Source organism: Pseudohaliea sp., from assembly GCF_054552115.1.
Genome location: NZ_JBTOLW010000007.1, coordinates 1 through 24401, shown reverse-complemented (window position 1 = coordinate 24401; position 24401 = coordinate 1). Strand labels below are relative to the sequence as shown.

At 68.5% G+C, this 24401-nt stretch carries 26 protein-coding genes; 13 read left to right on the top strand and 13 right to left on the bottom strand.

Features of this window, described 5'->3' with window-relative positions:
• Positions 1-32 precede the first annotated feature (32 nt).
• From ACX93N_RS05335 to ACX93N_RS05325, 3 genes are all read right to left on the bottom strand, one after another.
• A complete protein-coding gene (locus ACX93N_RS05335) occupies positions 33-1292 on the bottom strand; it encodes an HNH endonuclease signature motif containing protein (RefSeq protein ID WP_459427365.1) in 1260 nt (419 codons plus the stop codon).
• Positions 1293-2099: 807 nt separating this feature from the next.
• Positions 2100-3848 carry a UvrD-helicase domain-containing protein gene (locus ACX93N_RS05330; protein WP_459427364.1) on the bottom strand — a complete coding sequence of 583 codons (1749 nt, stop codon included), beginning with the start codon at positions 3846-3848 and terminating at the stop codon, positions 2100-2102.
• Complete coding sequence (locus ACX93N_RS05325) at positions 3838-5889, bottom strand: ATP-dependent nuclease (protein WP_459427363.1); 2052 nt, start codon at positions 5887-5889, stop codon at positions 3838-3840. The genes ACX93N_RS05330 and ACX93N_RS05325 overlap by 11 nt, the downstream gene beginning before the upstream one ends.
• Positions 5890-6279: 390 nt before the next feature.
• On the opposite strand from ACX93N_RS05325, the gene gshB reads away from it, so the two are divergent.
• Genes gshB through ruvX form a run of 4 tightly spaced genes read left to right on the top strand, consistent with a single transcriptional unit; the run spans position 6280 to position 9144 of the window.
• Positions 6280-7236 (top strand): glutathione synthase, encoded by a 957-nt coding sequence (gshB, locus tag ACX93N_RS05320; protein WP_459427362.1) that lies wholly within the window; start codon positions 6280-6282, stop codon positions 7234-7236.
• A gap of 4 nt (positions 7237-7240) precedes the next feature.
• Positions 7241-8095: an energy transducer TonB gene (locus ACX93N_RS05315; protein ID WP_459427361.1), complete on the top strand. Its 855-nt coding sequence runs from the start codon at positions 7241-7243 to the stop codon at positions 8093-8095.
• 33 nt (positions 8096-8128) lie between these two features.
• Positions 8129-8704, top strand: a complete 576-nt coding sequence (locus tag ACX93N_RS05310; RefSeq protein ID WP_459427360.1) for a YqgE/AlgH family protein — start codon at positions 8129-8131, stop codon at positions 8702-8704.
• Between the two features lie 17 nt (positions 8705-8721).
• Complete coding sequence (ruvX, locus tag ACX93N_RS05305; RefSeq protein WP_459427359.1) at positions 8722-9144, top strand: Holliday junction resolvase RuvX; 423 nt, start codon at positions 8722-8724, stop codon at positions 9142-9144.
• A gap of 2 nt (positions 9145-9146) precedes the next feature.
• On the opposite strand, the gene ACX93N_RS05300 is transcribed toward ruvX, so the two are convergent.
• Positions 9147-10259: a PilT/PilU family type 4a pilus ATPase gene (locus tag ACX93N_RS05300; RefSeq protein ID WP_459427358.1), complete on the bottom strand. Its 1113-nt coding sequence runs from the start codon at positions 10257-10259 to the stop codon at positions 9147-9149.
• 14 nt (positions 10260-10273) lie between these two features.
• Entirely contained in the window at positions 10274-11308 is a 1035-nt protein-coding gene (locus ACX93N_RS05295; protein WP_459427357.1) for a type IV pilus twitching motility protein PilT, read from the bottom strand.
• On the opposite strand from ACX93N_RS05295, the gene ACX93N_RS05290 reads away from it, so the two are divergent.
• The 7 genes from ACX93N_RS05290 (at position 11301) to hemW (ending at position 17075) form a co-directional block, all read left to right on the top strand.
• Complete coding sequence (locus ACX93N_RS05290) at positions 11301-12092, top strand: YggS family pyridoxal phosphate-dependent enzyme (RefSeq protein ID WP_459427356.1); 792 nt, start codon at positions 11301-11303, stop codon at positions 12090-12092. The genes ACX93N_RS05295 and ACX93N_RS05290 overlap by 8 nt on opposite strands.
• Before the next feature lie 63 nt (positions 12093-12155).
• Positions 12156-12986, top strand: coding sequence for a pyrroline-5-carboxylate reductase (gene proC, locus ACX93N_RS05285; protein ID WP_459427355.1), 831 nt, complete (start codon positions 12156-12158; stop codon positions 12984-12986).
• A 20-nt stretch (positions 12987-13006) separates the two neighbouring features.
• Positions 13007-13594, top strand: a complete 588-nt coding sequence (locus ACX93N_RS05280) for a YggT family protein (RefSeq protein WP_459427354.1) — start codon at positions 13007-13009, stop codon at positions 13592-13594.
• Between the two features lie 10 nt (positions 13595-13604).
• Positions 13605-14750 (top strand): homoserine O-succinyltransferase MetX, encoded by a 1146-nt coding sequence (metX, locus tag ACX93N_RS05275; protein ID WP_459427466.1) that lies wholly within the window; start codon positions 13605-13607, stop codon positions 14748-14750.
• Positions 14750-15340 carry a methionine biosynthesis protein MetW gene (metW, locus tag ACX93N_RS05270; RefSeq protein ID WP_459427353.1) on the top strand — a complete coding sequence of 197 codons (591 nt, stop codon included), beginning with the start codon at positions 14750-14752 and terminating at the stop codon, positions 15338-15340. The genes metX and metW overlap by 1 nt, the downstream gene beginning before the upstream one ends.
• A complete protein-coding gene (gene rdgB, locus ACX93N_RS05265) occupies positions 15337-15939 on the top strand; it encodes an RdgB/HAM1 family non-canonical purine NTP pyrophosphatase (protein ID WP_459427352.1) in 603 nt (200 codons plus the stop codon). Before metW ends, rdgB begins: the two co-directional genes overlap by 4 nt.
• A complete protein-coding gene (gene hemW / locus ACX93N_RS05260; protein ID WP_459427351.1) occupies positions 15936-17075 on the top strand; it encodes a radical SAM family heme chaperone HemW in 1140 nt (379 codons plus the stop codon). Before rdgB ends, hemW begins: the two co-directional genes overlap by 4 nt.
• Here hemW and trmB read toward each other — a convergent pair.
• The 6 genes from trmB to ftsY are packed head-to-tail and all read right to left on the bottom strand — an operon-like array spanning position 17072 to position 21801.
• Positions 17072-17770: a tRNA (guanosine(46)-N7)-methyltransferase TrmB gene (trmB, locus tag ACX93N_RS05255; protein WP_459427350.1), complete on the bottom strand. Its 699-nt coding sequence runs from the start codon at positions 17768-17770 to the stop codon at positions 17072-17074. The two genes, hemW and trmB, sit on opposite strands and share 4 nt — an antisense overlap.
• Before the next feature lie 16 nt (positions 17771-17786).
• Positions 17787-18164, bottom strand: a complete 378-nt coding sequence (locus ACX93N_RS05250) for a DUF423 domain-containing protein (RefSeq protein ID WP_459427349.1) — start codon at positions 18162-18164, stop codon at positions 17787-17789.
• Positions 18165-18167: 3 nt separating this feature from the next.
• Positions 18168-19022 carry an RNA polymerase sigma factor RpoH gene (gene rpoH / locus ACX93N_RS05245; protein WP_459427348.1) on the bottom strand — a complete coding sequence of 285 codons (855 nt, stop codon included), beginning with the start codon at positions 19020-19022 and terminating at the stop codon, positions 18168-18170.
• A gap of 52 nt (positions 19023-19074) precedes the next feature.
• Positions 19075-20067 carry a permease-like cell division protein FtsX gene (gene ftsX, locus ACX93N_RS05240; protein ID WP_459427347.1) on the bottom strand — a complete coding sequence of 331 codons (993 nt, stop codon included), beginning with the start codon at positions 20065-20067 and terminating at the stop codon, positions 19075-19077.
• The gene (ftsE, locus tag ACX93N_RS05235) at positions 20067-20729 is read right to left on the bottom strand and encodes a cell division ATP-binding protein FtsE (RefSeq protein WP_459427346.1); all 663 of its coding nucleotides are present in this window, start codon (positions 20727-20729) and stop codon (positions 20067-20069) included. Before ftsE ends, ftsX begins: the two co-directional genes overlap by 1 nt.
• A 7-nt stretch (positions 20730-20736) precedes the next feature.
• Positions 20737-21801 (bottom strand): signal recognition particle-docking protein FtsY, encoded by a 1065-nt coding sequence (gene ftsY / locus ACX93N_RS05230; RefSeq protein ID WP_459427345.1) that lies wholly within the window; start codon positions 21799-21801, stop codon positions 20737-20739.
• A gap of 73 nt (positions 21802-21874) precedes the next feature.
• Here ftsY and rsmD point away from each other — a divergent pair, with 73 nt between their 5' ends.
• Together rsmD and coaD are read left to right on the top strand one after the other, a co-directional pair.
• Entirely contained in the window at positions 21875-22450 is a 576-nt protein-coding gene (gene rsmD, locus ACX93N_RS05225) for a 16S rRNA (guanine(966)-N(2))-methyltransferase RsmD (protein ID WP_459427344.1), read from the top strand.
• 76 nt (positions 22451-22526) lie between these two features.
• Positions 22527-23012 carry a pantetheine-phosphate adenylyltransferase gene (gene coaD, locus ACX93N_RS05220; RefSeq protein ID WP_459427343.1) on the top strand — a complete coding sequence of 162 codons (486 nt, stop codon included), beginning with the start codon at positions 22527-22529 and terminating at the stop codon, positions 23010-23012.
• 12 nt (positions 23013-23024) lie between these two features.
• On the opposite strand, the gene ACX93N_RS05215 is transcribed toward coaD, so the two are convergent.
• Both ACX93N_RS05215 and mutM read right to left on the bottom strand, forming a co-directional pair.
• A complete protein-coding gene (locus ACX93N_RS05215; protein ID WP_459427342.1) occupies positions 23025-23363 on the bottom strand; it encodes a hypothetical protein in 339 nt (112 codons plus the stop codon).
• 57 nt (positions 23364-23420) lie between these two features.
• Positions 23421-24233: a bifunctional DNA-formamidopyrimidine glycosylase/DNA-(apurinic or apyrimidinic site) lyase gene (gene mutM, locus ACX93N_RS05210; RefSeq protein WP_459427341.1), complete on the bottom strand. Its 813-nt coding sequence runs from the start codon at positions 24231-24233 to the stop codon at positions 23421-23423.
• Between the last annotated feature and the right edge of the window lie 168 nt (positions 24234-24401).

Below are 24401 nucleotides of genomic sequence, written 5' to 3'. Positions count from 1 at the left end.
GTGCAGCATCAGCTCTGCGGAGGGGCCACCGTTCAGGGGCTCTGCCCCGGGTTCAACCTGCCGTCCCGCCTCAGCAACGCTTCCACCGCCATCCCCAGGTCCATCCGCTCGCCCTGCCAGTGTGGCGGGAGCGTCGCCGGGCTGATAGGGAGCTGTTCCCGGTCGTGGTGATGATGAAGGGCTACCACGTTCCCGCGGGAACGCGTGTCCGGCGCCGGGGGCACCAAGTTGCCACGGGGATCGCGGAAGCGCGCCTTGCCGGAGGCCGGCAGCGCCACGGCGTAGCCGCCTTCGTGCACCAGCCGGTGGTGATGGCGGCAGAGCAGCACCAGGTTGTCGAGCTTCGTCTCACCGCCATCGGCCCAGTGCACCACGTGGTGGGCATCGACGTGACGGCGGGTGGTACAGCCCGGGAAGGTGCAGCCGCCGTCGCGGTGTTCCAGCGCCCGCCGCAGGGCCGGGGTGATATTGCGGGCGCGGCGGCCGATATCGAGCGCCTGGCCGCGGTCGTTCTCCAGCCAGTGCACCACCCCGCAGTCGCAGGCGGCGCGCCGGGACGTTTCCGCGGAAACGTCTTCGTCGTCGATAGTGGCCGCCTCCAGGTCGGCCGCCCGGGTATGCACGTGGACCGTATAGCGGTCACCACCGGTGCTGTCGCCGTCACCGCCAGCCAGGTAGCTGTCCGCCAGCCGCTCCAGCGCATCCGCCCGCCGCTGGGTCGGGCACAGGTCATCATCCCGCGGCATGGCATCCACCGCCGCATCGAGCGCCAGCATCAGCCGCTCCCCCTGCTCGGGCGTCAGCCGGCCGCGGATCACGTAGCTGCCATCCTCGTCGATGTAGTAGCTGAACCTGCGGTTCTCCAGCTGCGCCTGCGCCTCGTCCCGGCCCACGCGCCGGTAGGCCTGCACCAGGCGCTCCACGTGCGCCGCCGTCCCGTGCCGGGCGATCATCAGGAAGTAGTCCTCGTTCTCCGGCGTGGCCACCCGGGTAATCGCCCGCACCTTGGAATAGCTGAGGCTGCCGAGCCGAAAGGCCTCGCTGACCTTCGGCAGTTCGGCCAGCGCATGCGCCACCCGCACCTTCTCCCGCGCTGCACCGATGGCGATGCCGCACTTCCAGTTCAGCCAGTGCGCGCAGGACTTGGTGGCGCCGCAATTCCAGCCGCTGCGGAGGTCGTATTCACGGATGAGCGTGAGCAGACGCCAGGTGGCGGCGTTGATATGGGCGGCGAGTTCCGTGATCTGGTCTTCGAGGGTTTGCAGGGCGGGTTGGGGGAGGGCGGCGGTCATGGGGCACCTCGTGGGAAGCTGTATTTTCATACAGTATTTTCTCATGGGGTGCGGTGGGGTTCAGGGGTGGTGATTGATCAGATGTGGTCACGAGTTCCTAGCGGGGACTTTCACGATTCGTTGCGCCCTCTGGTCAGGGGCTTATGCGTTCTCGTTACTCGACTGGTTCTGTCTCCGGCTCAGGGGGCTCATGGCCTCGTTTACGAAGCTCAGCCAACGCACGGCGTTCATCGCCTCCACATCGACGAAGTGCTTTCTTACACTCAAGCAGGCCAGCTCCAGATTTATGCCGGAGTTCCTTGAGCTTAGCGGCTTTTTCGTTACGCTCCATGGCCTAACCAATGCCTTCTTTAGCGCAGGTGCGTTGCGCGCACTGCGCGATAGAAGGAAGCGCAGTGCCATCATTTTTCAAGAGGAACCACGAAGAAGCCTTCCATATTTGAGGCACCGGTTTTCACGAAACTGCTCTTCATACTCTGCTCTTTGCTGCTTCCATCTCTCCATCTGCGCAGCGGAACCGCCGGCCCGTCGCAGCTGCGTGTAGTACTCGATTTTAGCCTGCCAGTGCTGACATTCTTCTAACGCTGCACTCTGAGCTACCGCCAAATTCGCGAGCACTAGCAATGCGGCAGTGAGACAGAATGTCATGAGCCTAAAAATCATGCCGATTCCACTTAACGCTCATTATCAGCGGCGGCGCGGAGCGCCGCCCGCTGCATGCTATTGTTATGTGGCAATTGAACGTCTCTAGACTGCCTATCGACTGGCAACTCGTCTGCACTCTCGGCGATGAAGGCACAGGATTGCCTATAGCCTGAGAGGTTCAACGTTTGCATCACCAAACCACCCGGCAACTGTCTGCATGGCTGCGGCGGAAAGCTGTTGTGTGAAGAGAACAGCCAATCGCCTCTTGGGCCTCGAGCAGGTGACGTAAAAGAGATTCCGATTGCGCTCGAACGCGGCCTGTTTGTTTGCGGGAACCTGTGCGGCGTCCCTAGCCAATTCGAGCATTTCGTTGAAGTTATACTTGTTCCAGCCTCTGCCAACGACGACGAGGACGTTTTCGAACTCGGCACCCTTGACTCCGTGCTTCGTCTCGAACGGAGAATGGCCCGACAGGTAGCGGCACAGGGCGACGATTTCCCGGTACGAGACGGCCCGGAGGTCGCCGAGCTCCTTCAGCGCTCGCGGCATGTCTTCGCCGGCCTCCGGGTCAAACTCCCGCAATTCGCGTTCGCGCCGCTCGACGGCATCCGGGACCCTCGGTCGGCGCACCGCAAGCAAATGATCCACCACGTCGCCGACCGTAGCGCTGGCTCTCAACTCAATGAGCTTGTCCATGGCCTCGGACCATTTCTTTTTGTCCGCCTGAGCGCGGATCGCCGGCACGTTAGAACCGAGTGTACGGAACATCTCCCCGTACTTCTTGGAGAGGTAAGCCTCACAGGCCGGCTCCAGAGCGTCGGCGAAAAAGGCGATATGCGGATGCTCTTTGTTCTTGAAGGACTCGTTGAACGCGAAGACAGTTGGAATGCTGGGATATCCCTGCTTGCCGGCAAGCACACGATGGGTGAGCATCAAGATCTTGGTGGTCTCGGGAGATAGGTCCCAGCCGTCTTCGCCAAGACGATTGAGGACGGTCTGAAGTGCCCGATCTGCGACTTCGGTAGGAAGATCTCCGCCCCAGTGGCTGCCCATCTGACGGTCACCTGCCCAAGTGTTCGTATGAAAGATGTGGATACAGCCCTGCTCGTTCGGATCGACCACGAATTGAGGCAGTTCGGGCCTCATGCGGTTCAGGCATTCGACGACCGTCGAAACCGACCGGAAGTTCGCCTGCTTGCCGACGACCGTCAGGCTTGGATGCTCGATCTTTCCGCATCCGTCGCCATAGATTTTCTGCCAGTGGTCGCCGAAGAAGCCGAATTGTGGCGATCCCTGCTGCCCGAGGAAGTGGGCCTTGATCGAGTCGATCCAGTCGGCGTTAGTATCCTGATACTCGTCGATCAATATGATCGGGTATTTGTCCGCCAGGATGCGTCTGAACTTGGCGTTGTCCATGAGAGCGATAGTCAGGATAAGAACGTCGTCGTGATGGATGGAGACACGTCGGTCGTTGATGCTTCTGTGCCCAAGCTCGTACTCAACGGCACGCTCGCCGAGGTCGCCAACTTCGGCGATCCTGTCGGGCCAGTGCTGGAGCTGCGGCAGCTGCTCCCGGAGTTGTCTTTGGAAACCGCTGATGAGCGACCAGCAGAATGCGTGGATAGTATTGCAATAGATGAGCGGGCTCCGGTCCGTCCGAGCGTCGATCTCGTCCTTCGCCACGTTTGTGAAGGTGATGCACGCGATATTCTGATGCCGCTGCGGCAGAATGTGCTCATAGCGGCCCATGAGGAAGTGGAGCGCCTTGACGAGCGTGTAGGTCTTTCCGGCGCCAGCGCCGGCTTCGACGAGGAAGCTCTCTTTGCGCTCTAGGCAGCCATACACCTCAGCGAGGGCTTTTTGGCTGGCCTCTTCGGCCGGATTCAATTGTTCCACGACCTCACTCATCATGAGCCGCTGCTGCTCCGGGGAGGTCGGCGGCGGCTGCCTGGACGATCGCCGCGTCCGCATCGGGAATGCCACCAGCCGCCAGCCATCTCAATCCGTCGAGGATATATCCGGGCGCGGTCCAGCCAGTTTCGTCGATAGCGTATTTGAGGGCGAATTGGGACTTCTTGATCTTATCGAGCTTGTCCCACGCGCACTGGGCCTGCTCGTCGGGCGTGGCGCCTTCGATATCAAACATCGCCGGATTCGCCAGCATGAACGCGTCCTCGAAAGTGCGGCCGCACGGATCGCCTTCGGCCTCGGGCCGTTGAAAGGCTATACGCCGGAGTTCCTTGACCTTGGCCGCGTCATCTTTCGCCAGAAGGGCCTCGGGCGAGCAGTCGCCATCTCCGAACCAAGTGTTGAGACAGGCGTTACTCGTGGCCGCTCCCTCATGCACCGGACAAGCGGCCTCGCCGGGGGCAGCGACGGAGTCGAGGTCAGTGATTATGAGTGTCCGCAGCTCTAGAAAGTCGAGAAGGTCGAAGAATATGTGCGCGTAGGCACCGCCGACTTCCATAGTCGTCATGTATTGGCTGGACAGCTTGGGCGCGTCGGGCTCGGCTTGCTCCAGCTTTTCGATGATGACCGGTAGCAGCAGGCGCTCGCTGGTGCCTTCGATCAATATGGCCTTGTCGGCGAAGAATAGGTCACAGCGAGTCAGCGTCAGATATTGGTGGAGAAACGTTCTGTGATCTTCCGGTGTTTCACGCAGCCCCTCGCGCAGGTCCTTGATCGCGGTCTGGCGAACGCCGTCAGCGGCGGTCGGGAGGAAATACCGGATCGCCTCGAAGCCGGCCGCATTGGCGACGTGGGATGAGTGCGTCGATACGATGAACTGAACCGGCCAGGGCAAGGGAGCGCCCTCCTCGTCGCTGAGCTGCTGAGCGATCTTCGACACTTGGCGGATGAACACTTCCTGCATCTGGGGATGCAGGTGAGCCTCGGGTTCCTCGATGAACACGAGGTGGACGCCGGGGGCGGTCGGTTCGGCCCGGAAGGTGCGATAGAAGCTGACGATCCGAAGCAGGATGAAGATGAGGTTGCGTATCCCGAGGCCGGTATAGGACTCCGGTAACAGAATACCGTGATGGCCTGCGTATCTCACCTTGGTGTGGCGTGAAAGGAGGCGCTCCACGTCGAGTGTCGTCTCCGTCTCCAACTCGGAACCGTCGAGGCCGGGATAGCCGAACGTGCGCAAGGTCGGCATCAGCTTCCGCAGCTCTTCCTTGAAACCGCCCTCGATCGTTTGCTGAACGTCGCGCACGGCCTCCTGCAAAGCTTCAGCGATGACTTGATCGGCCTGATTGGCGGTCGGCGATTTCGCGGCAGTGAAGAGACCTTCCAGGATTTTGGCCAGAACGTCGGTGTCTCTCGACGTGTCGTCGTCGAGCCCGCGTTGGGCGTTCACGAAACCCGTCTTCAAGAGGGACCGGAGCGCACTCGCGGTCATTTGCTTGCGGTTGGTGGAGTCGTTGGGGTCTTCGGCCCAGATGCTGTCGACGAAGAGCGCGGGCACGCGCTCGCGGAGCAGTTGGAAGAAGGTCAGCCGGTATTCCTCGGTCAGCTCGCCGGCCGGCTGATCGGCGAACAGCGACTCGATGGCGCCGTCACGCAACTCGTAGCGCGCCACGACGAGCGCTTCGTTGCAGTCGGGGTCGAGGTCGATGACGAAGTCGCTAAGAGGGCCGAGCTCGGGTTGTTCGGGGTCATATCGGAACAAGAGTCGCAGCTCGATGCTCGGAATCAGAGCGCGAACCTCATCGTCTTGCCCACCTGCGTTCTTGGCCTTGAGCGCTTCGCAAAAGCCGTCATACGAGACATTCGAAAAGTCCTCGATCTGGAATTTCGGGTTCTGGTCTACGAGAAACCGGCGGATGGCCTCCGAAAGCGATGTCTTGCCGCTATTGTTGCGGCCGACCACGAGAGTGGTTTGGTCTTCCAGCACCATCTCCACGTCGGCCAGAAGCCGGAAGTTCCTGACTGTGACTTTGTGGATATGCATGCTTGATCCTCTACGGCCGGCTACGCTCTTGCCATATAACAGCTAAGTATACGGACCATTCCGCCTATCTCCGTTCCTGCTATCTCCGCGCCGAAATCATTTTTGAACGTTTTTCTCTATTGATATCAGGCTGTTACGCAGCGGCCAAGATAAGAACCGCATTCAACGCGACCACTCCAGTCTATCTATGCGAGCAGCGGAAGCGGGCGCGTGCCTTCAGCCAAAGCCAACAAACACCGCCATCAATCCATTCCAGCCTAGGCACCAAACCCACCCCCCGCAATCCAACTGGCACCAGACCACCCTAGTAATGAGAACCACCACACACTCCCTTGCGCCCCCGCCCCCCACCACGTAGCTTATCCCCACCCCAACTAGGCAGCCCCCCGCATGACGATCAGCGTAGGCGTGGTGATGGATCCCATCGCCGACATTACGTACAAGAAGGACAGCACCCTGGCCATGCTCTGGGCGGTGCAGGACCGCGGCTGGAAGCTGTGGTACATGGAGCCTGCGCACCTGTCGCTGGTGCAGGGGGTGCCGCGGGCGTTCATGGCGCCGCTGGCGGTGCACCGGGATTCTTCGCACTGGTTTGACCTGGGCGAGGGGCAGGACCGGGATCTGGCGGAGCTGGACGTGATCCTGATGCGCAAGGACCCGCCCTTCGACAACGAGTTTGTCTACAACACCTATATTCTCGAGGCGGCCGAGCGGCTGGGTACGCTGGTGGTGAACCGCTGCCAGGCGCTGCGCGACTGCAACGAGAAGATGTTCGCCAACCAGTTTCCGGAGTGCTGCCCGCCGGTGCTGGTGAGCGGCGACATGGCGCGGCTGCGTGCCTTCTACGACGAGCACGGCGACGTGATCTACAAGCCGCTGGACGGCATGGGCGGGGATTCTATCTTCCGCGTGGGCCCAGGGGACCCGAACCTGTCGGTGATCCTCGAGCTGCTCACGGAGCACGGCGAGCGCACGATCATGGCCCAGCGCTACATTCCCGAGATCAGCGAGGGCGACAAGCGCATCCTGGTGATCAAGGGCGAGCCGGTGCCCTACTGCCTGGCGCGGCTGCCGTCGCGGGGCGAGACTCGGGGCAACCTCGCCGCCGGCGGTACCGGGCGGGCGCAGCCGCTGTCCGAGCGGGACCAGTGGATCGCCGCGCAGGTGGCCCCGACGCTGGTGGAGAAGGGCCTGCTCTTCGTGGGCCTGGACGTGATCGGCGACTACCTCACGGAGATCAACGTCACCAGCCCCACCTGTATCCGCGAGATCGACGCGGCCTGCGAGCTGGATATCGGCGGCCAGCTCATGGACTGCATCGCCGCGGAGCTGGCGGCGCGCGGCTAGCGCCGTGGCGCTTGCGGCGGGCACAGCGGCGGCACCAGCACCCGCAGCCCCCCGGGACCGGCTGGTCCTGGCGCTGCTGCCCGCTGCCGCCGTTCACGCGCTGCTGATCTTCGGCCTCACCTTCAACGCCCTCACCCGCGAAAGCGTCCCGCGGCAGCTGGAGGTGACCCTGGTGCAGGTGCCCGCCGCCGCGCCGCCGGAGGCCAGCCACCTCGCCCAGGCCGACCAGCAGGGCAGCGGCGACCGGGCCGAACAGGACCGGGCGCCGCGGGCGGCGCCCGCCCTGCCGGTGCCCACGCAGCGGGCCGAGCAGCGGGCCAGCCGCGGTACGGGGGAGGGCGGCGACACGGCCCGGGCCCTGCTCACGGCCCGGCGCAGCAAGCAGCGCGCGGTGGTCGAGAGCGGCAGCACGGCCGGCGGCAACCCGTCGGACCGGCTGGCCGCCCTGCAGCGCCGCCTGGCGGCCCTCGAGGCCTCGGTGCAGGACCGCGAGGAAGCGAGCTCGACCGCGCCGCGGGTGCAAACGCTCACCGCCGTATCGGCCAAGAGCGCGGTGGAGGCGGATTACCTGCAGGCCTGGCGGGAGCGGCTGGAGACCGTCGGCAACGCCTACTACCCCCGCGCCTCCCTGCGCTACGGGCTCTACGGCGCGCTGCGGATGCGCGTGGTGCTGCAGAGCGACGGCAGCCTGGAGACCGTGGACCTCCTCGACTCCTCCGGCTACGCAGTCCTCGACGAGGCCGCCCTGAAGATCGTGCGCATGGCGGCGCCCTACGCGCCCTTTCCGCCGGCACTGCGCGAGAAGGCCGACAAGCTGGAGATCATCCGCACCTGGGACTTTGCACCGGTCGGGGGGTAGCGGCCCGCAGGGCTTTGGGGGCACACTGTTTCCATGGCCACCGCCCGACACTCCAGCCAATGCCTGCGGGATCACTTCCTGCTCGCCATGCCCAGCCTCGATGAGGGCATCTTCGCGCACAGCGTGACCTACGTCTGCGAGCACGGCGAGGCGGGTGCCATGGGCCTGGTTATCAACCGCCCGCTGGATCTCGACCTCGACGAGATCTTCGACCACCTCGAGATCGAGACCCGCCGCGACTTCAGCGACATCCCCGTGATGGCCGGCGGCCCGGTGCAGACGGACCACGGCTTCATCCTGCACCGTCCCGGGCCAAGGGCCTGGGACGCCACCCTGCAGGTGACGCAAGAGCTGCTGCTCACCACCTCCCAGGACATCCTCCGCGCCATCGCCGCCGGCGAGGGGCCCGGCGAGTACCTGGTCGCCCTCGGCTACGCCGGCTGGTCCGCCGGGCAGCTGGAGGAGGAGATCAGCCGCAACAGCTGGCTCACGATGCCGGCGGACCCGGCGATCATCTTCCACACCCCGCCGGAGCAGCGGCTGCAGGCCGCCGCCGGGCGCCTCGGCATCGACATGAACCTCATCAGCAGCGAGGCGGGCCACGCCTGAAGCCGGCGGGGGAGGCAATGAAGGAGGTACGCACCCTGCTGGCCTTCGATTTCGGCCTCACGCAGATCGGCGTCGCCGTGGGCAACGCGGTGCTCGGCACCTGCGAGCCGCTGACGGTGCTGCGCGCGAAGGAAGGGCAGCCGGACTGGAACGCCGTTGCGACGCTTCTCGAGGAGTGGCAGCCGGAGCTGCTGCTGGTGGGCGACCCCCTGAACATGGACGGCACCCCGAGCGAGATCGGCGTGCGGGCGCGGCGCTTCGCCCGGCGCCTGCACGGGCGCTTCGGCAAACCGGTGGAGCTGGTGGACGAGCGGCTGACCAGCCACGCCGCCAAGGCCGAGGCCCGGGAGCGCGGCCACCGCGGGGATTACCGCCGGGACCCGGTGGACAGCCTCGCCGCCAGCCTCATCCTGGAGAGCTGGCTGAACGGCCGCGGCTAGCCTCAGCTGTCGTCGACGGTGAGGTTCACCCGGCTGGCGACCCCGCGCTGGCCCTTGTCGTGGAGCTTGATGCCGAGGCGCACGTCGTTCGCCGAGTCGGCGCTGCGGATCGCCTCTTCGCTGCTGATGAAGCCCTCCTTGTAGGCGGCGAGGAGGGACTGGTCCAGGGTCATCATGCCCTGCTCGTTGGAGCGGGAGATGACCCCCTTGATCTCGTGCACCTGGCCGTTGCGGATGTGGTCGGCGATGAGCGCGGAGTTAAGCAGCACCTCCATCACCGGCACCCGCCCGGGCCCTTCCTTCCGCGGCAGCAGCTGCTGCGCGATCATCGCCTTGAGGTTCAGCGACAGGTCCATCCAAACCTGGTTGTGCAGCTCGGAGGGAAAGAAGCTGAGGATGCGGTCCAGGGCCTGGTTGGCGTTGTTGGCGTGCAGGGTGCACAGGCACAGGTGCCCCGTTTCCGCGAAGGCCAGGGCGTGGGACATGGTCTCGGCGCTGCGCACCTCGCCGATGAGGATCACGTCCGGCGCCTGGCGCAGGGCGTTCTGCAGGGCGACCTCGAAGGAGTCCGTGTCGAGGCCGACCTCGCGCTGGGTCACCAGGCAGCCGGCGTGGTCGTGGATGAACTCGATCGGGTCCTCCACGGTGAAGATATGGCCCCGGGAATTGCGGTTGCGGTGCCCGATCATGGCGGCGAGGGAGGTGGACTTGCCGGTGCCGGTGCCGCCCACGAACATCACCAGGCCGCGCTTGGTCATGGCCAGGTCCTCGATGATCGGCGGCAGGCCCAGCTCATCCACCCGCGGGATCCGCGTCTGGATGCGCCGGATCACGAGGCCGCAGCTGCCCCGCTGGACGAAGGCGCTGGCGCGGAAGCGGCCGTATTCCTCCGACTGCAGCGCGTAGTTGCACTCGTGGGTGCGCAGGAAATCCGATTTCTGCGTGTCGGAGAGGGTGGCCAGCACGACGTCGCGCACCTTGTGCTCGTCCAGCGCCGGCAGGTCCAGGGAGTAGATCTGCCCATCGACCTTGACTGCCGGAGCGGCGCGGGCGGTGAGGAAGCCATCGGATGCGTTGCGCTCCACGACCTCGCGCATGAGCTCTTCAACGTGCATGGCCAGGGACCTCTCTAGAAGTCTTCGGGGATTCGCGCCTTCTCGCGGGCGTGGTCGCGGGAGACCACGCGCTTGGTCACCAGCTCCTTCAGGCACTGGTCCATGGTCTGCATGCCCACGGCCTGGCCGGTCTGGATCGCCGAGTACATCTGCGCGACCTTGTCCTCGCGGATCAGGTTGCGGATTGCCGAGGTCGCCCGCATGATCTCGTGCGCCGCCACCCGGCCGCCGCCCACGCGCTTGAGCAGCGTCTGCGAGATCACCGCCTGCAGCGATTCCGAGAGCATGGAGCGCACCATGGATTTCTCGGCCGCCGGGAACACGTCGATGACCCGGTCGATGGTCTTGGCCGCAGAGGTCGTGTGCAGCGTGCCGAAGACCAGGTGGCCCGTCTCGGCGGCGGTGAGGGCGAGGCGGATCGTCTCGAGGTCGCGCATCTCGCCCACCAGGATGATGTCCGGGTCCTCCCGCAGCGCCGAGCGCAGGGCCTCGGCGAAACCGAGCGTGTCCCGGTGCACCTCGCGCTGGTTGACCAGGCACTTGCGGCTCTCGTGCACGAACTCGATCGGGTCCTCGATGGTGAGGATGTGCTCGTACTTGTTGTCGTTGATGTAGTCGATCATCGCCGCCAGCGTAGTCGATTTGCCCGAGCCGGTGGGACCGGTCACCAGCACCAGGCCCCGGGGCATCATGCACACGTCGCGGAAGACCTGGCCCATGCCGAGGTCCTCCATGGTCCAGACGCGGGAGGGAATGGTCCGGAAGACGCCGCCGGCGCCGCGGTTCTGGTTGAAGACGTTGACCCGGAAGCGGGCGACGCCGGGGACCTCGAAGGAGAAGTCGGTCTCGAGGAACTCCTCGTAATCCTTCCGCTGCTTGTCGTTCATGATGTCGTACAGCAGCTCGTGGACCTGCTTGTGCTCGAGCGGCGGCAGGTTGATGCGGCGGACGTCACCGTCGACGCGGATCATGGGCGGCAGCCCGGCAGAGAGGTGCAGGTCCGACGCGCCCTGCTTGGCGCTGAACGCCAGGAGTTCAGTAATGTCCATGCTTCCGGTCCCCCTCGACACGTCCGTTGTCGCCGCAGCACGCGCCTTGAGCTACCATGCAGCCATGGACGCGGATTGCATTGCGGGCAATATAGCAGAGGTCTCTGGGCGGGTCAGGGCCGCGGCGGAAAAAGCCGGCCGCGATCCGAAGGCGGTCCATGTCCTCGCCGTGAGCAAGACGCACCCGGCCGAGGCCGTCCGCGCCGCCTACGCGGCGGGCCTGCGCCACTTCGGCGAGAACTACCTGCAGGAGGCCGAGGACAAGATCGCCGCCACCCGTGACCTCGACGGCATCCACTGGCATTTCATCGGGCCGGTCCAGTCCAACAAGACCCGGGCGATCGCCGCGCACTTCGACTGGGTGCACAGCGTCGACCGGCTGAAGATCGCCCGCCGCCTCTCGGAGCAGCGCCCGGCGGAGCTGCCGCCGCTCAGGGTCTGCCTGCAGGTGAACATCTCCGGCGAGGCGAGCAAGGCCGGCGTCGAGCCCGACGCGCTGCCGGCCCTGGCCGCCGCCGTGGCCGGGCTGCCCCGCCTGGAGCTGCGCGGCCTCATGGCGATCCCCGCGCCGTTCGAGGACGAGGCCCTGAAGCGCGAGCCGTTCGCCCGCCTGGCCGCCCTCCTCGCCGACCTTCACGCCGACCTTCACGCCGACCTTCACGAGGAGGCGCCGGGGCTGGACACGCTGTCCATGGGCATGTCCGCCGACCTCGAGGCGGCCATCGCCGAGGGCGCGACCCTGGTGCGCATCGGCACGGCGATCTTCGGCCCCCGGGGCACCTGAACCACCGCGGGTGATTTACGGCGTGAGCGCCATGTATACTCGCGGGCTTCTCCAGAAACCGGAATGCAAGCCGTGGCAGAGATCCGCATAGCCTTCATCGGCGCCGGCAACATGGCCGCCAGCATCATCGGCGGGCTCGTGGCCCAGGGGCATCCGCCGGCCAGGCTAAGCGCCAGCGACCCGTCGCCGGACAGCCTCGCGCGGCTGCGCGAGGTGGCCCCGGTGACTACCGGCAGCGACAACCGCGCCGCCGTCGAAGGCGCCGATGTCGTCATCCTCGCCGTGAAGCCGCAGGTCATGGAGCAGGTCTGCAGCGACATCGCCCCGGCGCTGGCCGGCGGGAACAGCGTCGCCCTGTCCATCGCCGCGGGCATCCCCGTCGCCAGCCTCGAGCGCTGGCTCGGCCCCGGCGTTCCGGTCATCCGCTGTATGCCGAATACGCCGGCGCTCCTCGGCGCCGGTGCCAGCGGCCTCTACGCGACGGGCGCCGTGAACGAGACCCAGCGCGCCCATGCCACCAAGATCCTCTCCGCCGTGGGCCTGGTGCGCTGGGTGGAGGCGGAAGACGACCTGCACGCCGTGACCGCCGTCTCCGGCAGCGGCCCGGCCTATTTTTTCCTCTTCATGGAGGCCATGGCAGCGGAGGGCGAGCGCCTGGGGCTCGACCGGGAAACCGCCACCGCCCTCACCGCCCAGACCTGCCTCGGCGCCGCGCGCATGGCGGCGGAGAGCGGCGTGGAGCTCGCCGAGCTGCGCCGGCGCGTCTGCTCCCCCGGCGGTACCACCGAGCGCGCCATCGAGAGCTTCCGGGGTGACGGCCTGGAGGCGACGGTCGCCCGGGCCATGGCCGCGTGCCTGGCCCGCTCGAAGGAAATGGCCGACGAGCTGGGCTGAGCAGTAAAGGATATAAAACCATGAGTGCCATCAACGAGATCTTCGCCTACCTGATCCAGACGGCCCTCAGCCTGTACCTCCTGGTCATGCTGCTGCGCTTCCTGTTCCACTTCGCCCGGGCGGATTTCTACAACCCGATCAGCCAATTCGTGGTCCGGGCGACCAACCCGCTGGTGCGGCCCACGCGGCGTCTCTTCCACGCCTTCGGCCGCTTCGACAGCGCCTCGCTGGTACTCGCGGTGGTGCTGCAGGCCCTCGGCATCATCACCCTGCTCCTCATCCACGGGGTCGGGATGGTCGGGCCGACCCTCATCCTCGCCTGGTCGGTGATCGGCGTGCTCGGGCTGCTGATCAACATCTACTTCTTCGCCCTGCTCGCCATGATCATCATCAGCTGGGTCGCGCCGACCAGCCGCCACCCGGCGCTGCTGCTCCTGTGGCAGATCACGGAGCCCGTGATGGCGCCGGTGCGGCGCATCCTGCCGCCCATGGGCGGCCTCGACTTCTCGCCGATCCTGGTCTTCATCCTGATCAACGTGCTGCAGATCGCCCTGCGCCACATGGCAGCCGGCGTGGGGCTGCACCCGGCGCTGGTCATGGGTGTGTGACGGCACCGCGGTGGCCACGCATCCCGATGCCGGCTCCGTCGGCCTGGTCACGCCGCGGACCCTGCATTTCGACGAGCCCCTGACGCTCGCCAGCGGGCGGGTGCTGCCCGCCTATGACCTCATCTACGAGACCTACGGCGAGCTCAATGCCGCCCGGGACAACGCGATCCTCGTCTGCCACGCGCTCTCCGGCCACCACCACGCCGCCGGCCGGCACAGCGAGGCGGACCGCAAGCCGGGCTGGTGGGACGAATGCATCGGTCCCGGCAAGCCCATCGACACGGAGCGCTTCTTCGTCGTCTCCCTGAACAACCTGGGCGGCTGCCACGGCTCCAGCGGGCCGGCCTCCATCAACCCGGCCACGGGCCAGCCCTGGGGGCCGGACTTCCCGGCGCTGCGTGTGCGCGACTGGGTGCACAGCCAGGCCCGGCTGGCCGACGCGCTCGGCATCGACTGCTGGGCGGCCGTGATCGGCGGCAGCCTCGGCGGCATGCAGGCCATGCGCTGGGCACTGCTCTACCCCGAACGGCTGCGCCACTGCGTCGTCATCGCCGCCGCCATGAAGCTCTCGGCGCAGAACCTCGCCTTCAACGAGGTCGCGCGCCAGGCCATCCAGTCCGACCCGGATTTCGAGGATGGCCACTACCTGCGCGCCGGCAAGGTGCCGGCCCGGGGCCTCGGCCTCGCGCGCATGGTCGGCCACATCACCTACCTGTCCGACGACGCCATGGCGAGCAAATTCGGCCGCGAGCTGCGCTCCGGCAGCTTCGAGGTCGGCGGCGACGAGCCGGTGGAGTTCCAGGTGCAGAGCTACCTGCGCTACCAGGGCTCGCGCTTCTCCGACAGCTTCGACGCCAATACCTACATCCTCATGACCCAGGCGCTGGACTATTTCGACCTCGCCCGCGAGTACGGCGACGACCCGGTGGCCGCCTTCGAGCACGCCCGTTGCCGCTTCCTCGTGCTCTCCTTCTCCACGGACTGGCGCTTCCCGCCGGCGCGCTCCCGGGAGATCGTCGACGCGCTCATCGCCGCGCGCCGCGAGGTCAGCTACGCGGAGATCGCCGCCGACGAGGGCCACGACGCCTTCCTCATGCCCATCCCGCGCTACCTGGCGCTGTTCCGCGCCTACCTGCAGCAGGTAGAGGTGAGCTGATGCGCCAGGACCTCACCCACAGCGCCCGCTGGATCGACCCGGGCTCCCGGGTCCTCGACCTCGGCTGCGGGGACGGCGAGTTCCTCGCGTTCCTGCGCGAGACGCGCGGCACCGCCGGCACCGGCATCGAGATCGACGAGGACAACATCACCCGGGCCGTCGGCCGCGGCCTCAACATCGTGCAGCAGGACCTGGACCGGGGCCTGGCCAACTTCCCGGACGGGAGCTTCGACACGGTCGTGCTCGCCCACGCCCTGCAGGCCATGCACTACCCGGACCGGGTGCTCGCCGAGATGCTCCGCGTCGGCCGCCAGGGCATCGTCACCTTCCCGAACTTCGGCCACTGGCGCTGCCGGGTGCACCTGGCGACCCGCGGCCGCATGCCCGTGTCGCGCTTCATGCCCTACCGCTGGTACGACACGCCGAATATCCACTTCTGCACCGTGCGCGATTTCGAGCAGCTCTGCGCCGAGCTCGGCGTGCGCATCCTCGCCCGCGACATGGTCGGCGCCGGCGGCCCGGGCCTGGCCCGGGCCTGGCCGAACCTGTTCGCCCAGACTGCCATCTACCACCTCACGAGGCCCGCATGACCGAGATCGTCGTCGCCAGCGGCAACCGCGGCAAGATCACCGAGCTCGCCCGCACCCTCGCGCCGCTCGGCGTCACCCTGCGGCCGCAGGACGAGTTCGGGGTACCGGAAGTCGAGGAAACGGGCCTGTCCTTCGTGGAGAACGCCATCCTCAAGGCGCGGGCGGCGGCGGCGCACACCGGGCTGCCGGCGATCGCCGACGACTCGGGGCTCGCCGTGGATGCGCTCGGCGGGGCGCCGGGGATCTACTCGGCGCGCTATGCCGGGAACCAGGGTGACGCGGCCAATAACGCGAAGCTGCTCAAGGCCCTCGCCGGGGTCCCGGCGGAGCAGCGCGGCGCCCATTTTCACTGCGCCCTGGTCTACCTGAGAAGCGGCGACGACCCGACCCCGGTGATCGCCGAGGGCCGCTGGCCCGGCCGGATCCGCGAGGCGGTAAGCGGCGACGGCGGCTTCGGCTACGACCCGCTGTTCGAGCCCGAGGGCCTGGCGGTGACCGCCGCCGAGCTAGCGCCCGCGGAGAAGAGCCGGCTGAGCCATCGCGCCCGCGCCAGCGCCGCGCTGCTGGAGGCCCTGCGGGGGCTCGACGCCACACCGTGAACCGCCCACCGCTGGGGCTCTACGTGCACCTGCCCTGGTGCGAGCGCAAGTGCCCCTACTGCGACTTCAACTCCCACGGGCGGCAGCAGCTGCCCGAGGATGCCTACGTCACCGCACTGCTTATGGACCTCGACGGCGAGGCCGCCGCGGCGCGCGGGCGGCCGGTGGACACCGTGTTCATCGGCGGCGGCACCCCCAGCCTGTTCTCGGCCGAGGCGATCGCGCGGCTGCTGCAGGGCATCCGCGAGCGCGTGGCGCTGGCGGCGGATGCGGAGATCACCCTGGAGGCCAACCCCGGCAGCGCCGAGTCGGCGAAGTTCGCCGCTTTCCGCCGCGCGGGCGTCAACCGCCTCTCCCTCGGCATCCAGAGCTTCGACGACGACGCCCTGGGCCGGCTGGGGCGCGTGCACGACCGCCTCCAGGCCCTCGCGGCCGTCGCCGCGGCCCGCCAGGCGGGCTTTGACAACCTCAACCTCGACCTCATGCACGGCCTGCCCGGGCAGGACGTGGCCGCGGGCCTGGCGGATCTGGACACGGCCATCGCCCTGGGCCCGGAACACCTGTCCTGGTACCAGCTGACCATCGAGCCGAACACGGTCTTCCACCGCCGCCCGCCGGTGCTGCCGGGCGAGGCCATCCTCGGCGACCTGGAGAGCGAGGGCGCGAAGCGGCTGGAGAGCGCCGGCTACGGGCGCTACGAGGTCTCGGCCTGGAGCCGGCCCGGCCGGCGCTGCCGGCACAACCTCGGCTACTGGACCTTCGGCGACTACCTCGCCATCGGCGCCGGCGCTCACGGCAAGGTCACCGGCGCGGACGGCCGCGTGCGCCGCTATGCCAAGCGGCGCCAGCCGGAGGCCTACCTCGATGCCGCGCCCGGGGGCTTTACCGCCAGCGAACGCACCCTCGAGCCCGCGGACCTCGCCGGCGAGTTCATGCTGGGTGCGCTGCGGCTGGTCGAGGGCGTGCCGCGCGCGCGCTTCGCCGAGGCGACGGGGCTGGACGATGCGGCGATCGCGGCCACGGTGGCGGCGCTGGTGGGCAAGGGGCTGCTGCGGGACGACCCGGCGCACCTCGGCACCACGCCGCTGGGGCTGGCCTTTCTCGACGACGTGGTCGGGGCGTTTTTCGAGGACTAGGGCGTGAGTCGCGTGAAGAGCAGGTCCCACACCCCGTGACCCAGGCGCTCGCCCCGCTGCTCGAACTTGGTGAGCGGCCGGTGGGCCGGGCGCGGCGCGTAGCCGGTGCCGGGGGCCGTGTTCTCGAGCAGCGGGCAGGCGGAGAGCACCTCGAGCATCTGCTCGGCGTAGTTCTCCCAGTCCGTGGCCAGGTGCAGCCGGCCGCCGGGGCGCAGCCGCGAGGCGGCCAGTTCTACGAAGGGTGGCTGGATGAGGCGGCGCTTGTGGTGCCGCTTCTTGTGCCAGGGGTCGGGGAAGAAGACCTGCAGCGTATCGAGGCTGTCGGGCGCGATGCCGTCGCGGAGTACCTCCACGGCGTCATGGCACATGACACGCACGTTCGCCAGGCCCTGCTCCTGCACCAGGTGCAGGAGCTTGCCCACGCCGGGGCGGTGCACCTCGATGCCGAGGAAGTTGCTGTCCGGCGCCGCGGCGGCCATCGCCGCCAGGGAGTGCCCCATGCCGAAACCGATCTCCAGCACCCGCGGCCCGGGGCGGCCGAAGAGCGCATCGAAGTCCAGCGGCCGGCCCGTGAAGTCGATACCGAAACGCTCCCAGCCGGCCTCCCAGGCCCGGCGCTGCGCCGTGGTCATGCGGCCGTGGCGCAGCACGAAGCTGCGGATCGGGCGGTGCTCGCGCGGGGCCTCGTCGCTCACGGACCTGCGCCGCCCTTCAGGGCAGCAGCTTCCAGGCGGCCGCAGCGAGGCACCCCCAGCCGGCGATGAAGGCGAGGCCGCCGATGGGCGTGACGGCGCCGAGCCACTTGATACCGGTGATGGCGAGGAGATAGAGGCTGCCGGAAAAGACGGCGATGCCGATGAGGAAGAGCCAGCCGCTGGACTTCAGCAGCGCCGTCGCCGGCTGCGACAGCAACAGCACGCCGACCAGGGCGAGGGCCAGCGCGTGGTAGAAGTGGTACTGCACCGCGGTCTCGAACACGCCGCGGGCGTAGTCGTCGAGGCGCCCGCGCAGGGCGTGGGCGCCGAAGGCACCGAAAGCCACGGCCAGCAGGCCGGCCAGCGCGCCGAGGGAGAGAAAGAGCTTGGCCACGGGTCAGGCGGCGATGGCGGTCCGCAGTTTCTTCATGGCCGCCTGCTCGAGCTGGCGGATGCGCTCGGCGGAGACCCCGTACTCGGCGGCGAGTTCGTGCAGCGTCGCCTTGTCGTCGGCGAGCCAGCGCCGGGCGACGATGTCGCGGCTGCGCTCGTCGAGGTTGCGCAGGGCTTCCTGCAGCCGTCCTTCGCTCTGCGCGCGCCAGTCCTCGGACTCCACGGCGTCTGCCGGGTCGCCGCCCCGATCCTCGAGATAGTACTGCGGCGCCTGCCAGCCGTCCTCGTCATCGCCGTCCACCGGCGCGTCGAAGGCGAGGTCGCGGCTCGAGAGCCGGCCTTCCATGCGCTGAACTTCCTGCACGTTGACGCCGAGGTCATCGGCGACGGCCTGGGCTTCGTCGGCGGTGAGCCAGGCCAGGCTCTTCTTGGCGCTGCGCAGGTTGAAGAACAGCTTGCGCTGGGCCTTGGTGGTGGCAACCTTGACGATGCGCCAGTTGCGCAGGATGTATTCGTGGATCTCGGCCTTGATCCAGTGCACGGCGAAGGACACGAGGCGCACGCCCTTTTCCGGGTCGAAGCGCTTCACGGCCTTCATGAGGCCGACGTTGCCTTCCTGGATCAGGTCGGCCTCGGCCAGGCCGTAGCCGCTGTAGCTGCGGGCGATGTGCACCACGAAGCGCAGATGGGACATCACCAGCTCGCGCGCCGCCTGCACGTCGTTGTGGTAATGGAGCTGCCGGGCGAGCTCCTGCTCGCGCTCGGCGCTCAGTACCGGGATGCTGGCAACGGCCTGCACGTAGGCGGCAAGGTTGCCCCCCGGCACCATCTGGTCGATGGGCTGAAGCTGGGTGCTCATGCGGTTCCCCTCCAAACTGGTGCTCGATTTTAGCACTCAGCGTATTAGAGTGCTAATTCCCTGGAAGTTCCCCGGGATCAAGCCGCAGGTGCCGGCCGACGGCAAGCCAGGCAGCGACGAGGCCCAGGGCCCCGCCGGCCAGCACCAGCCCGAAGGCGTCGATGAGCCCCAGGCCCGCCAGGCGCCAGTCCGCGCCGTAGGCCGCGGCCAGCTGTGCTACCGGGCCGCGCAGCGCGGCGAACACCGCGGCCACGAGCAGCGCCGCGACGGCGCCGCCGCCGATACCGTACCAGAGCCCCGAGTACAGGAAGGGCCGGCGCACGAAGGCATCGGACGCGCCCACCAGGCGGGTGACCTCGATCTCCTCCCGGCGACCCTCCACGGCGAGGCGGATCGTGTTGCCGAGCACCAGCAGCACCCCGGCCGCCAGCAGCAGCGCCACCACCAGCACCAGGCGCCGGCCGAGCTCGGTGAGCCGCTGCAGGCGGTCCAGCCAGGCCAGGTCGAGGACCACCTCGTCGACGGCCGCGAGCGCCCCGATCTCCCCGGCCAGCGCGCCGGCCTGCGCCGGGTCCCGGGGGACGACGAGGAGCAGGTGGGGCAGGGGGTTGTCCTCCAGGCCGCCGAGCACGTCGCTGAAACCGGAGCGGGCGCGGAACTCCTCCAGCGCCGCCTCCCGGGAGCGGAAGGTCGCCGCGGCGATAGCGGCGCGGTCGCCGAGCTCGACGGCCAGGGCCTGCCCCTCGGCGGCGTCGACCGCGGGACGGAGGAACACGGACAGCTGCGCCCGGGTATCGACCCCGCCACCGAGGCCGCGGAGATTGTCCAGGCAGAGGGCCAGGCTCACCGGCAGCGCGAGGGCAATCCCTACCACCAGCCAGGTCAGCAGGCTTCCCGTGGGCCGCTCGAGCACCCGGCGCAGGCTGTCGGCCGCAGACAGGCGGTGATGGCGCACCCAGGCATTGACCCGGTGCGACAGCCGCGTGCGCTGCACGCGCGCGCCCTCGCGGCGCACACCGTCGCGGCGCGCAGGCCGGGCCGCCATCAGGCCGGCGCTCCCATCAGGCGCCCCTCGCGCAGCGTGATGATGCGGTGCCGGAGCCGGGAGATCAGCGCGAGATCGTGGCTGGCAATGAGCACCGTGACGCCGACGCGGGAGAAGTCCTCGAACAGGGTCATGATCTCCGCCGACAGCGCCGGGTCGAGGTTGCCCGTGGGCTCGTCGGCGAGCAGCACCGGCGGCCGCCCGACCACGGCGCGGGCGATGCCCACGCGCTGCTGCTCGCCCCCGGACAGGGTCACGGGCATGGCGCGCTCGTGGCGGAGCAGGCCGACCTTGTCGAGGGCGGCGCGCACGCGCTTGCCGACCTCGCGGTGGTCGTAGCCCGCGATGTACAGCGGCAGGGCCACGTTGTCGAAGACGCTGCGGTCAAAGAGCAGCCGGTGGTTCTGGAACACCACGCCGACCTCGCGGCGGTGCGCCGGGATGCCGCGGCGGGCGATCCGCGAGAGGTCACGGCCGTTCACCAGGACACGGCCCCGGCTCGGCCGCTCGAGCAGCATGATGAGGCGCAGGAGCGTGGTCTTGCCCGCGCCGGAGTGGCCGGTGAGAAACACGAGCTCGTCCGCACCGACCTCGAAGGAGACATCGCGGAGCGCATCGTGGCCGCCCTCGAAACGCTTGCTGACCCGCTCGAAGGTGATCACCGGGCGCTCAGTCCCGGTCGAAGAGGGCGTCGATGAACTCGCCGGCGGCGAAGGGGCGCAGGTCCTGGGCGCTTTCACCGACGCCGATGAAGCGGATCGGCAGGCCCAGCTTGCGGGCGATGGCGAAGATGATGCCGCCCTTGGCCGTGCCGTCCAGCTTGGTGAGCGTGAGCCCGGTCACGCCCACGGCCTCCGTGAAGGTATCCGCCTGGGCGAGGGCGTTCTGCCCGGTACCGGCGTCGAGCACCAGCATCACCTCGTGCGGCGCGGCCGGGTCCAGCTTGCCGAGGACGCGCACGACCTTGCGCAGCTCGTCCATGAGGTGGTCCTTGTTGTGCAGCCGGCCGGCGGTGTCGGCGATGAGGACATCCACGCCCCGGGCACGGGCCGCGGCGAAGGCATCGTAGAGCACCGAGGCGCTGTCGGCGCCCGTGTGCTGGGCGATCACCGGCACGGCGTTGCGTTCGCCCCAGGCCTGGAGCTGCTCGACGGCGGCGGCGCGGAAGGTGTCGCCGGCGGCGAGCATCACCGAGCGGCCCTCGTCCCGGAAGCGGCGGGCCAGCTTGCCGATGGTGGTGGTCTTGCCGACGCCGTTCACGCCGACCATGAGGATCACGAAGGGCGCGGCGCCGCCGATGGCAAGCGGCCGCTCGCAGGGCTCGAGGATGGCCAGCAGCTCCTCGCGCAGCGCATCGCGCAGGGCCGCGGGCTCGGTCAGCTCCTTGCGCGAGACGCGCTGCGTGAGCTGCTCGATGATGTGCACGGTGGCGTCGACGCCGACGTCCGCCAGCAGCAGCCGGGATTCGAGCTCCTCGAGGAGTTCGGCGTCGATTTCCTTGCGGCCGAGGAACAGGTTGCCGAGGCCGGCGACGAGGTTGTCGCTGGTGCGGCCGAGACCGCGGCGCAGGCGGGCGAAGAAACCGGGCCCGGCGCTCTCCTCTGCTGCCGGGGGTGGATCCGCGGCTGCGGGCGGGCCGGCTTCGGCGGAGCCGTCCGGTGGGGTGGCGCCGTCGCTCGCGGGCGCCTCGGCGCCCTCGTCGGCAGCGCCTTTCCTGCGTTTGAAGAACTTCATGTCTGCCGTGCTAGAGTGCGCGGGCGGGCGCCCGCGGGGCGCCTATGCTATCACCGTGGCACAGGCGGGAAAAATGGCGGCAGGGAGGGGAAGAGGCGGCCTTCGCATCATCGGCGGCGAGTGGCGCGGCCGCCGCCTGGCAGTGGCGGACCGGCCGGGGCTGCGGCCCACCGCGGACCGGGTCCGCGAGACCCTCTTCAACTGGCTGCAGGCCGTCGTGCCCGGCGCCCGCTGCCTCGATCTCTTCGCCGGCAGCGGCGCCCTGGGCCTCGAGGCCCTCTCCCGCGGCGCCGCAAGCGTCACCTTCGTGGACAGCGACCGCCAGGCCATGGACCGCCTGCGCGCCGTCCTCGCGACGCTGGGCGCCGGAGAGCGGGCCGTCTGCCGCTGCGAACGCGCAGAGCGCTTCCTCGAGCACGGCGAGGGTCCCTTCGACCTGGTGTTCCTCGACCCGCCCTTCGCCGGCGACGCGCTGGCCCGGGCCAGCGCGCGGCTCGCGCCGCTCTGCCACGAGGACACGCTCGTCTACGTGGAAACGGACCAGCGCGACCCGGCGGCGCTGCTGCCCGGGGGCTGGGCCTGCCACCGCAGCGGCCGCGGCGGGGGAGTGCAGTTCGGCCTCTACCGGCCGTTTGTGGCCCCCGGGTGAGCGTTTGTGGCCCTCCCGTGAATTGTTTACCATCGGCGCCCTCAACCTATGTGAACAGCCGCTGGGAACCGCTGCCATGAGTCGGGAAACGGTGATCTACCCGGGGACCTTCGACCCGATCACCAACGGTCACGTGGACCTGGCGGAGCGCGCCGCCCGGCTCTTCGACCGCGTGGTCGTGGCCATTGCCTGGAGTGAAAAGAAGACCCCGCTCTTCAACCTCGAGCAGCGCGTCGCCCTCTGCGAAAGCTCCCTCGCCCACCTGCCGAACGTGGAGGTCCAGGGTTTCAGTAACCTGCTCACGGACTTCGCCCGCGGCCTCGGCGCGCGCTGCGTGCTCCGGGGCCTGCGCGCGGTGGCGGATTTCGAGTACGAGTTCCAGCTGGCGAACATGAACCGGGCGATCTACCCGGAGTTCGAGAGCATCTTCCTGACGCCCTCGGAGCACCTGTCCTACATCTCGTCCTCGCTGGTGAGGGAGATCGCAGCGCTCAACGGCAACGTCGAACCCTTCGTGCCCCCGGCTGTCGCGGAGGCCCTGGCGGCGCGGTTCGCGGACTGACCCGGGCCCGGGTCAGTCGTTCTGCCCGCGGGCGTCGCGGAGTTCCTTGTCCTTGTAGGTATAGCCCGCCTCGCGGCAGCCCAGGCAGCGCATGAAGGTCGCCTCGCCGGGGCCGAGCACCAGGGTCTCGGCGGACTCGCCCACATGACCGGCCAGGGCCGTGAACGGCAGGCTGACGACGAAGGCCGCGGCGCCCACCGCGGTCATGGCCAGGCCGATGGGCCGGGCGACCACGAGATCACCGACCATGGCGAACGCGTTGGGTTTTTCATCCACCGCCTGGGCGTGGACCGTCGGCGCGGCGATGACCAGTGCAAGCAGCAGGGCGGGCAGCCCCTCAAGAAGCTTCATGTTTCTCTCCCCCGGACCGGCCGGTCCGCTCCCTTTATCGAGTCTAGTGTAGCCCGTTCACCGCTGGCAGGCTACGCAGTAGACGCTGGCGCGCTGGGCGATGCGCCGCTCCCGCAGCGGGGCCCCGCAGCGCCGGCAGGGCTCACCGGCGCGGCCGTAGACCCACAGCTGCTGCGCGAAGTAGCCCGGGCGCCCGTCGCTGCCGACGAAATCCCGCAGCGTGGTTCCGCCCTGGGCGATGGCGGCCGTCAGTACCGCGCGGATATGCCCGGCGAGCGCGTCGTAGCGCGCGGCGCTGATGCGCCCGGCCGGGCGCCGGGGGGAGATGCCGGCGAGGAACAGGGCTTCGGCGGCGTAGATGTTGCCAACGCCGACCACGATCCGCGCGTCCATGATGAAAGCCTTGACCGGGGCCCGCCGGCCGCGCGAGCGCCGGTACAGGTAGTCACCATCGAAGGCATCGCCGAGCGGTTCGGGACCCAGCGGGTCCAGCAGCGGGTGCCCTTCGTTCCCCGGGAGCCAGTGGAAGCTGCCGAAGCGGCGCGGATCGTTGTAGCGCAGGACGACCCCGCTTTCGAGGACGATGTCAATGTGGTCGTGCGGCGCCGGCGCCGTATCGGCGGGCAGCACGCGCAGGGACCCGGACATGCCGAGGTGCACCACCAGGCGCCCGGCGGCCGTGCGGAAGAGCAGGTACTTGGCGCGCCGGTCGATGGCGTCGACCCGCTGGCCGGCGAGGGCAGCGGGCAGCACCGGGTCGACGGGCCAGCGCAGCCGCGGCTCGCGGACGGTGACGGCCAGGATGCGCTCGCCGACGGCGTGGGGAGCCAGGCCGCGGCGGGTGGTCTCGACTTCGGGGAGTTCCGGCACGGCGGGGGCCTCGACGGGAAATCCGGGCAAAAAAAAGGTTCTTCGAAGGTTTCCGGGGGCGTTGAGCCCCTGACCTCACCCGCCGTATTGTGCCCGAGACCGGATGGGAATGGGGCGCGGCAATGTTTGATCGCAAGACGGTGGGCAAGCTGGGCGGTTGGACCGGCT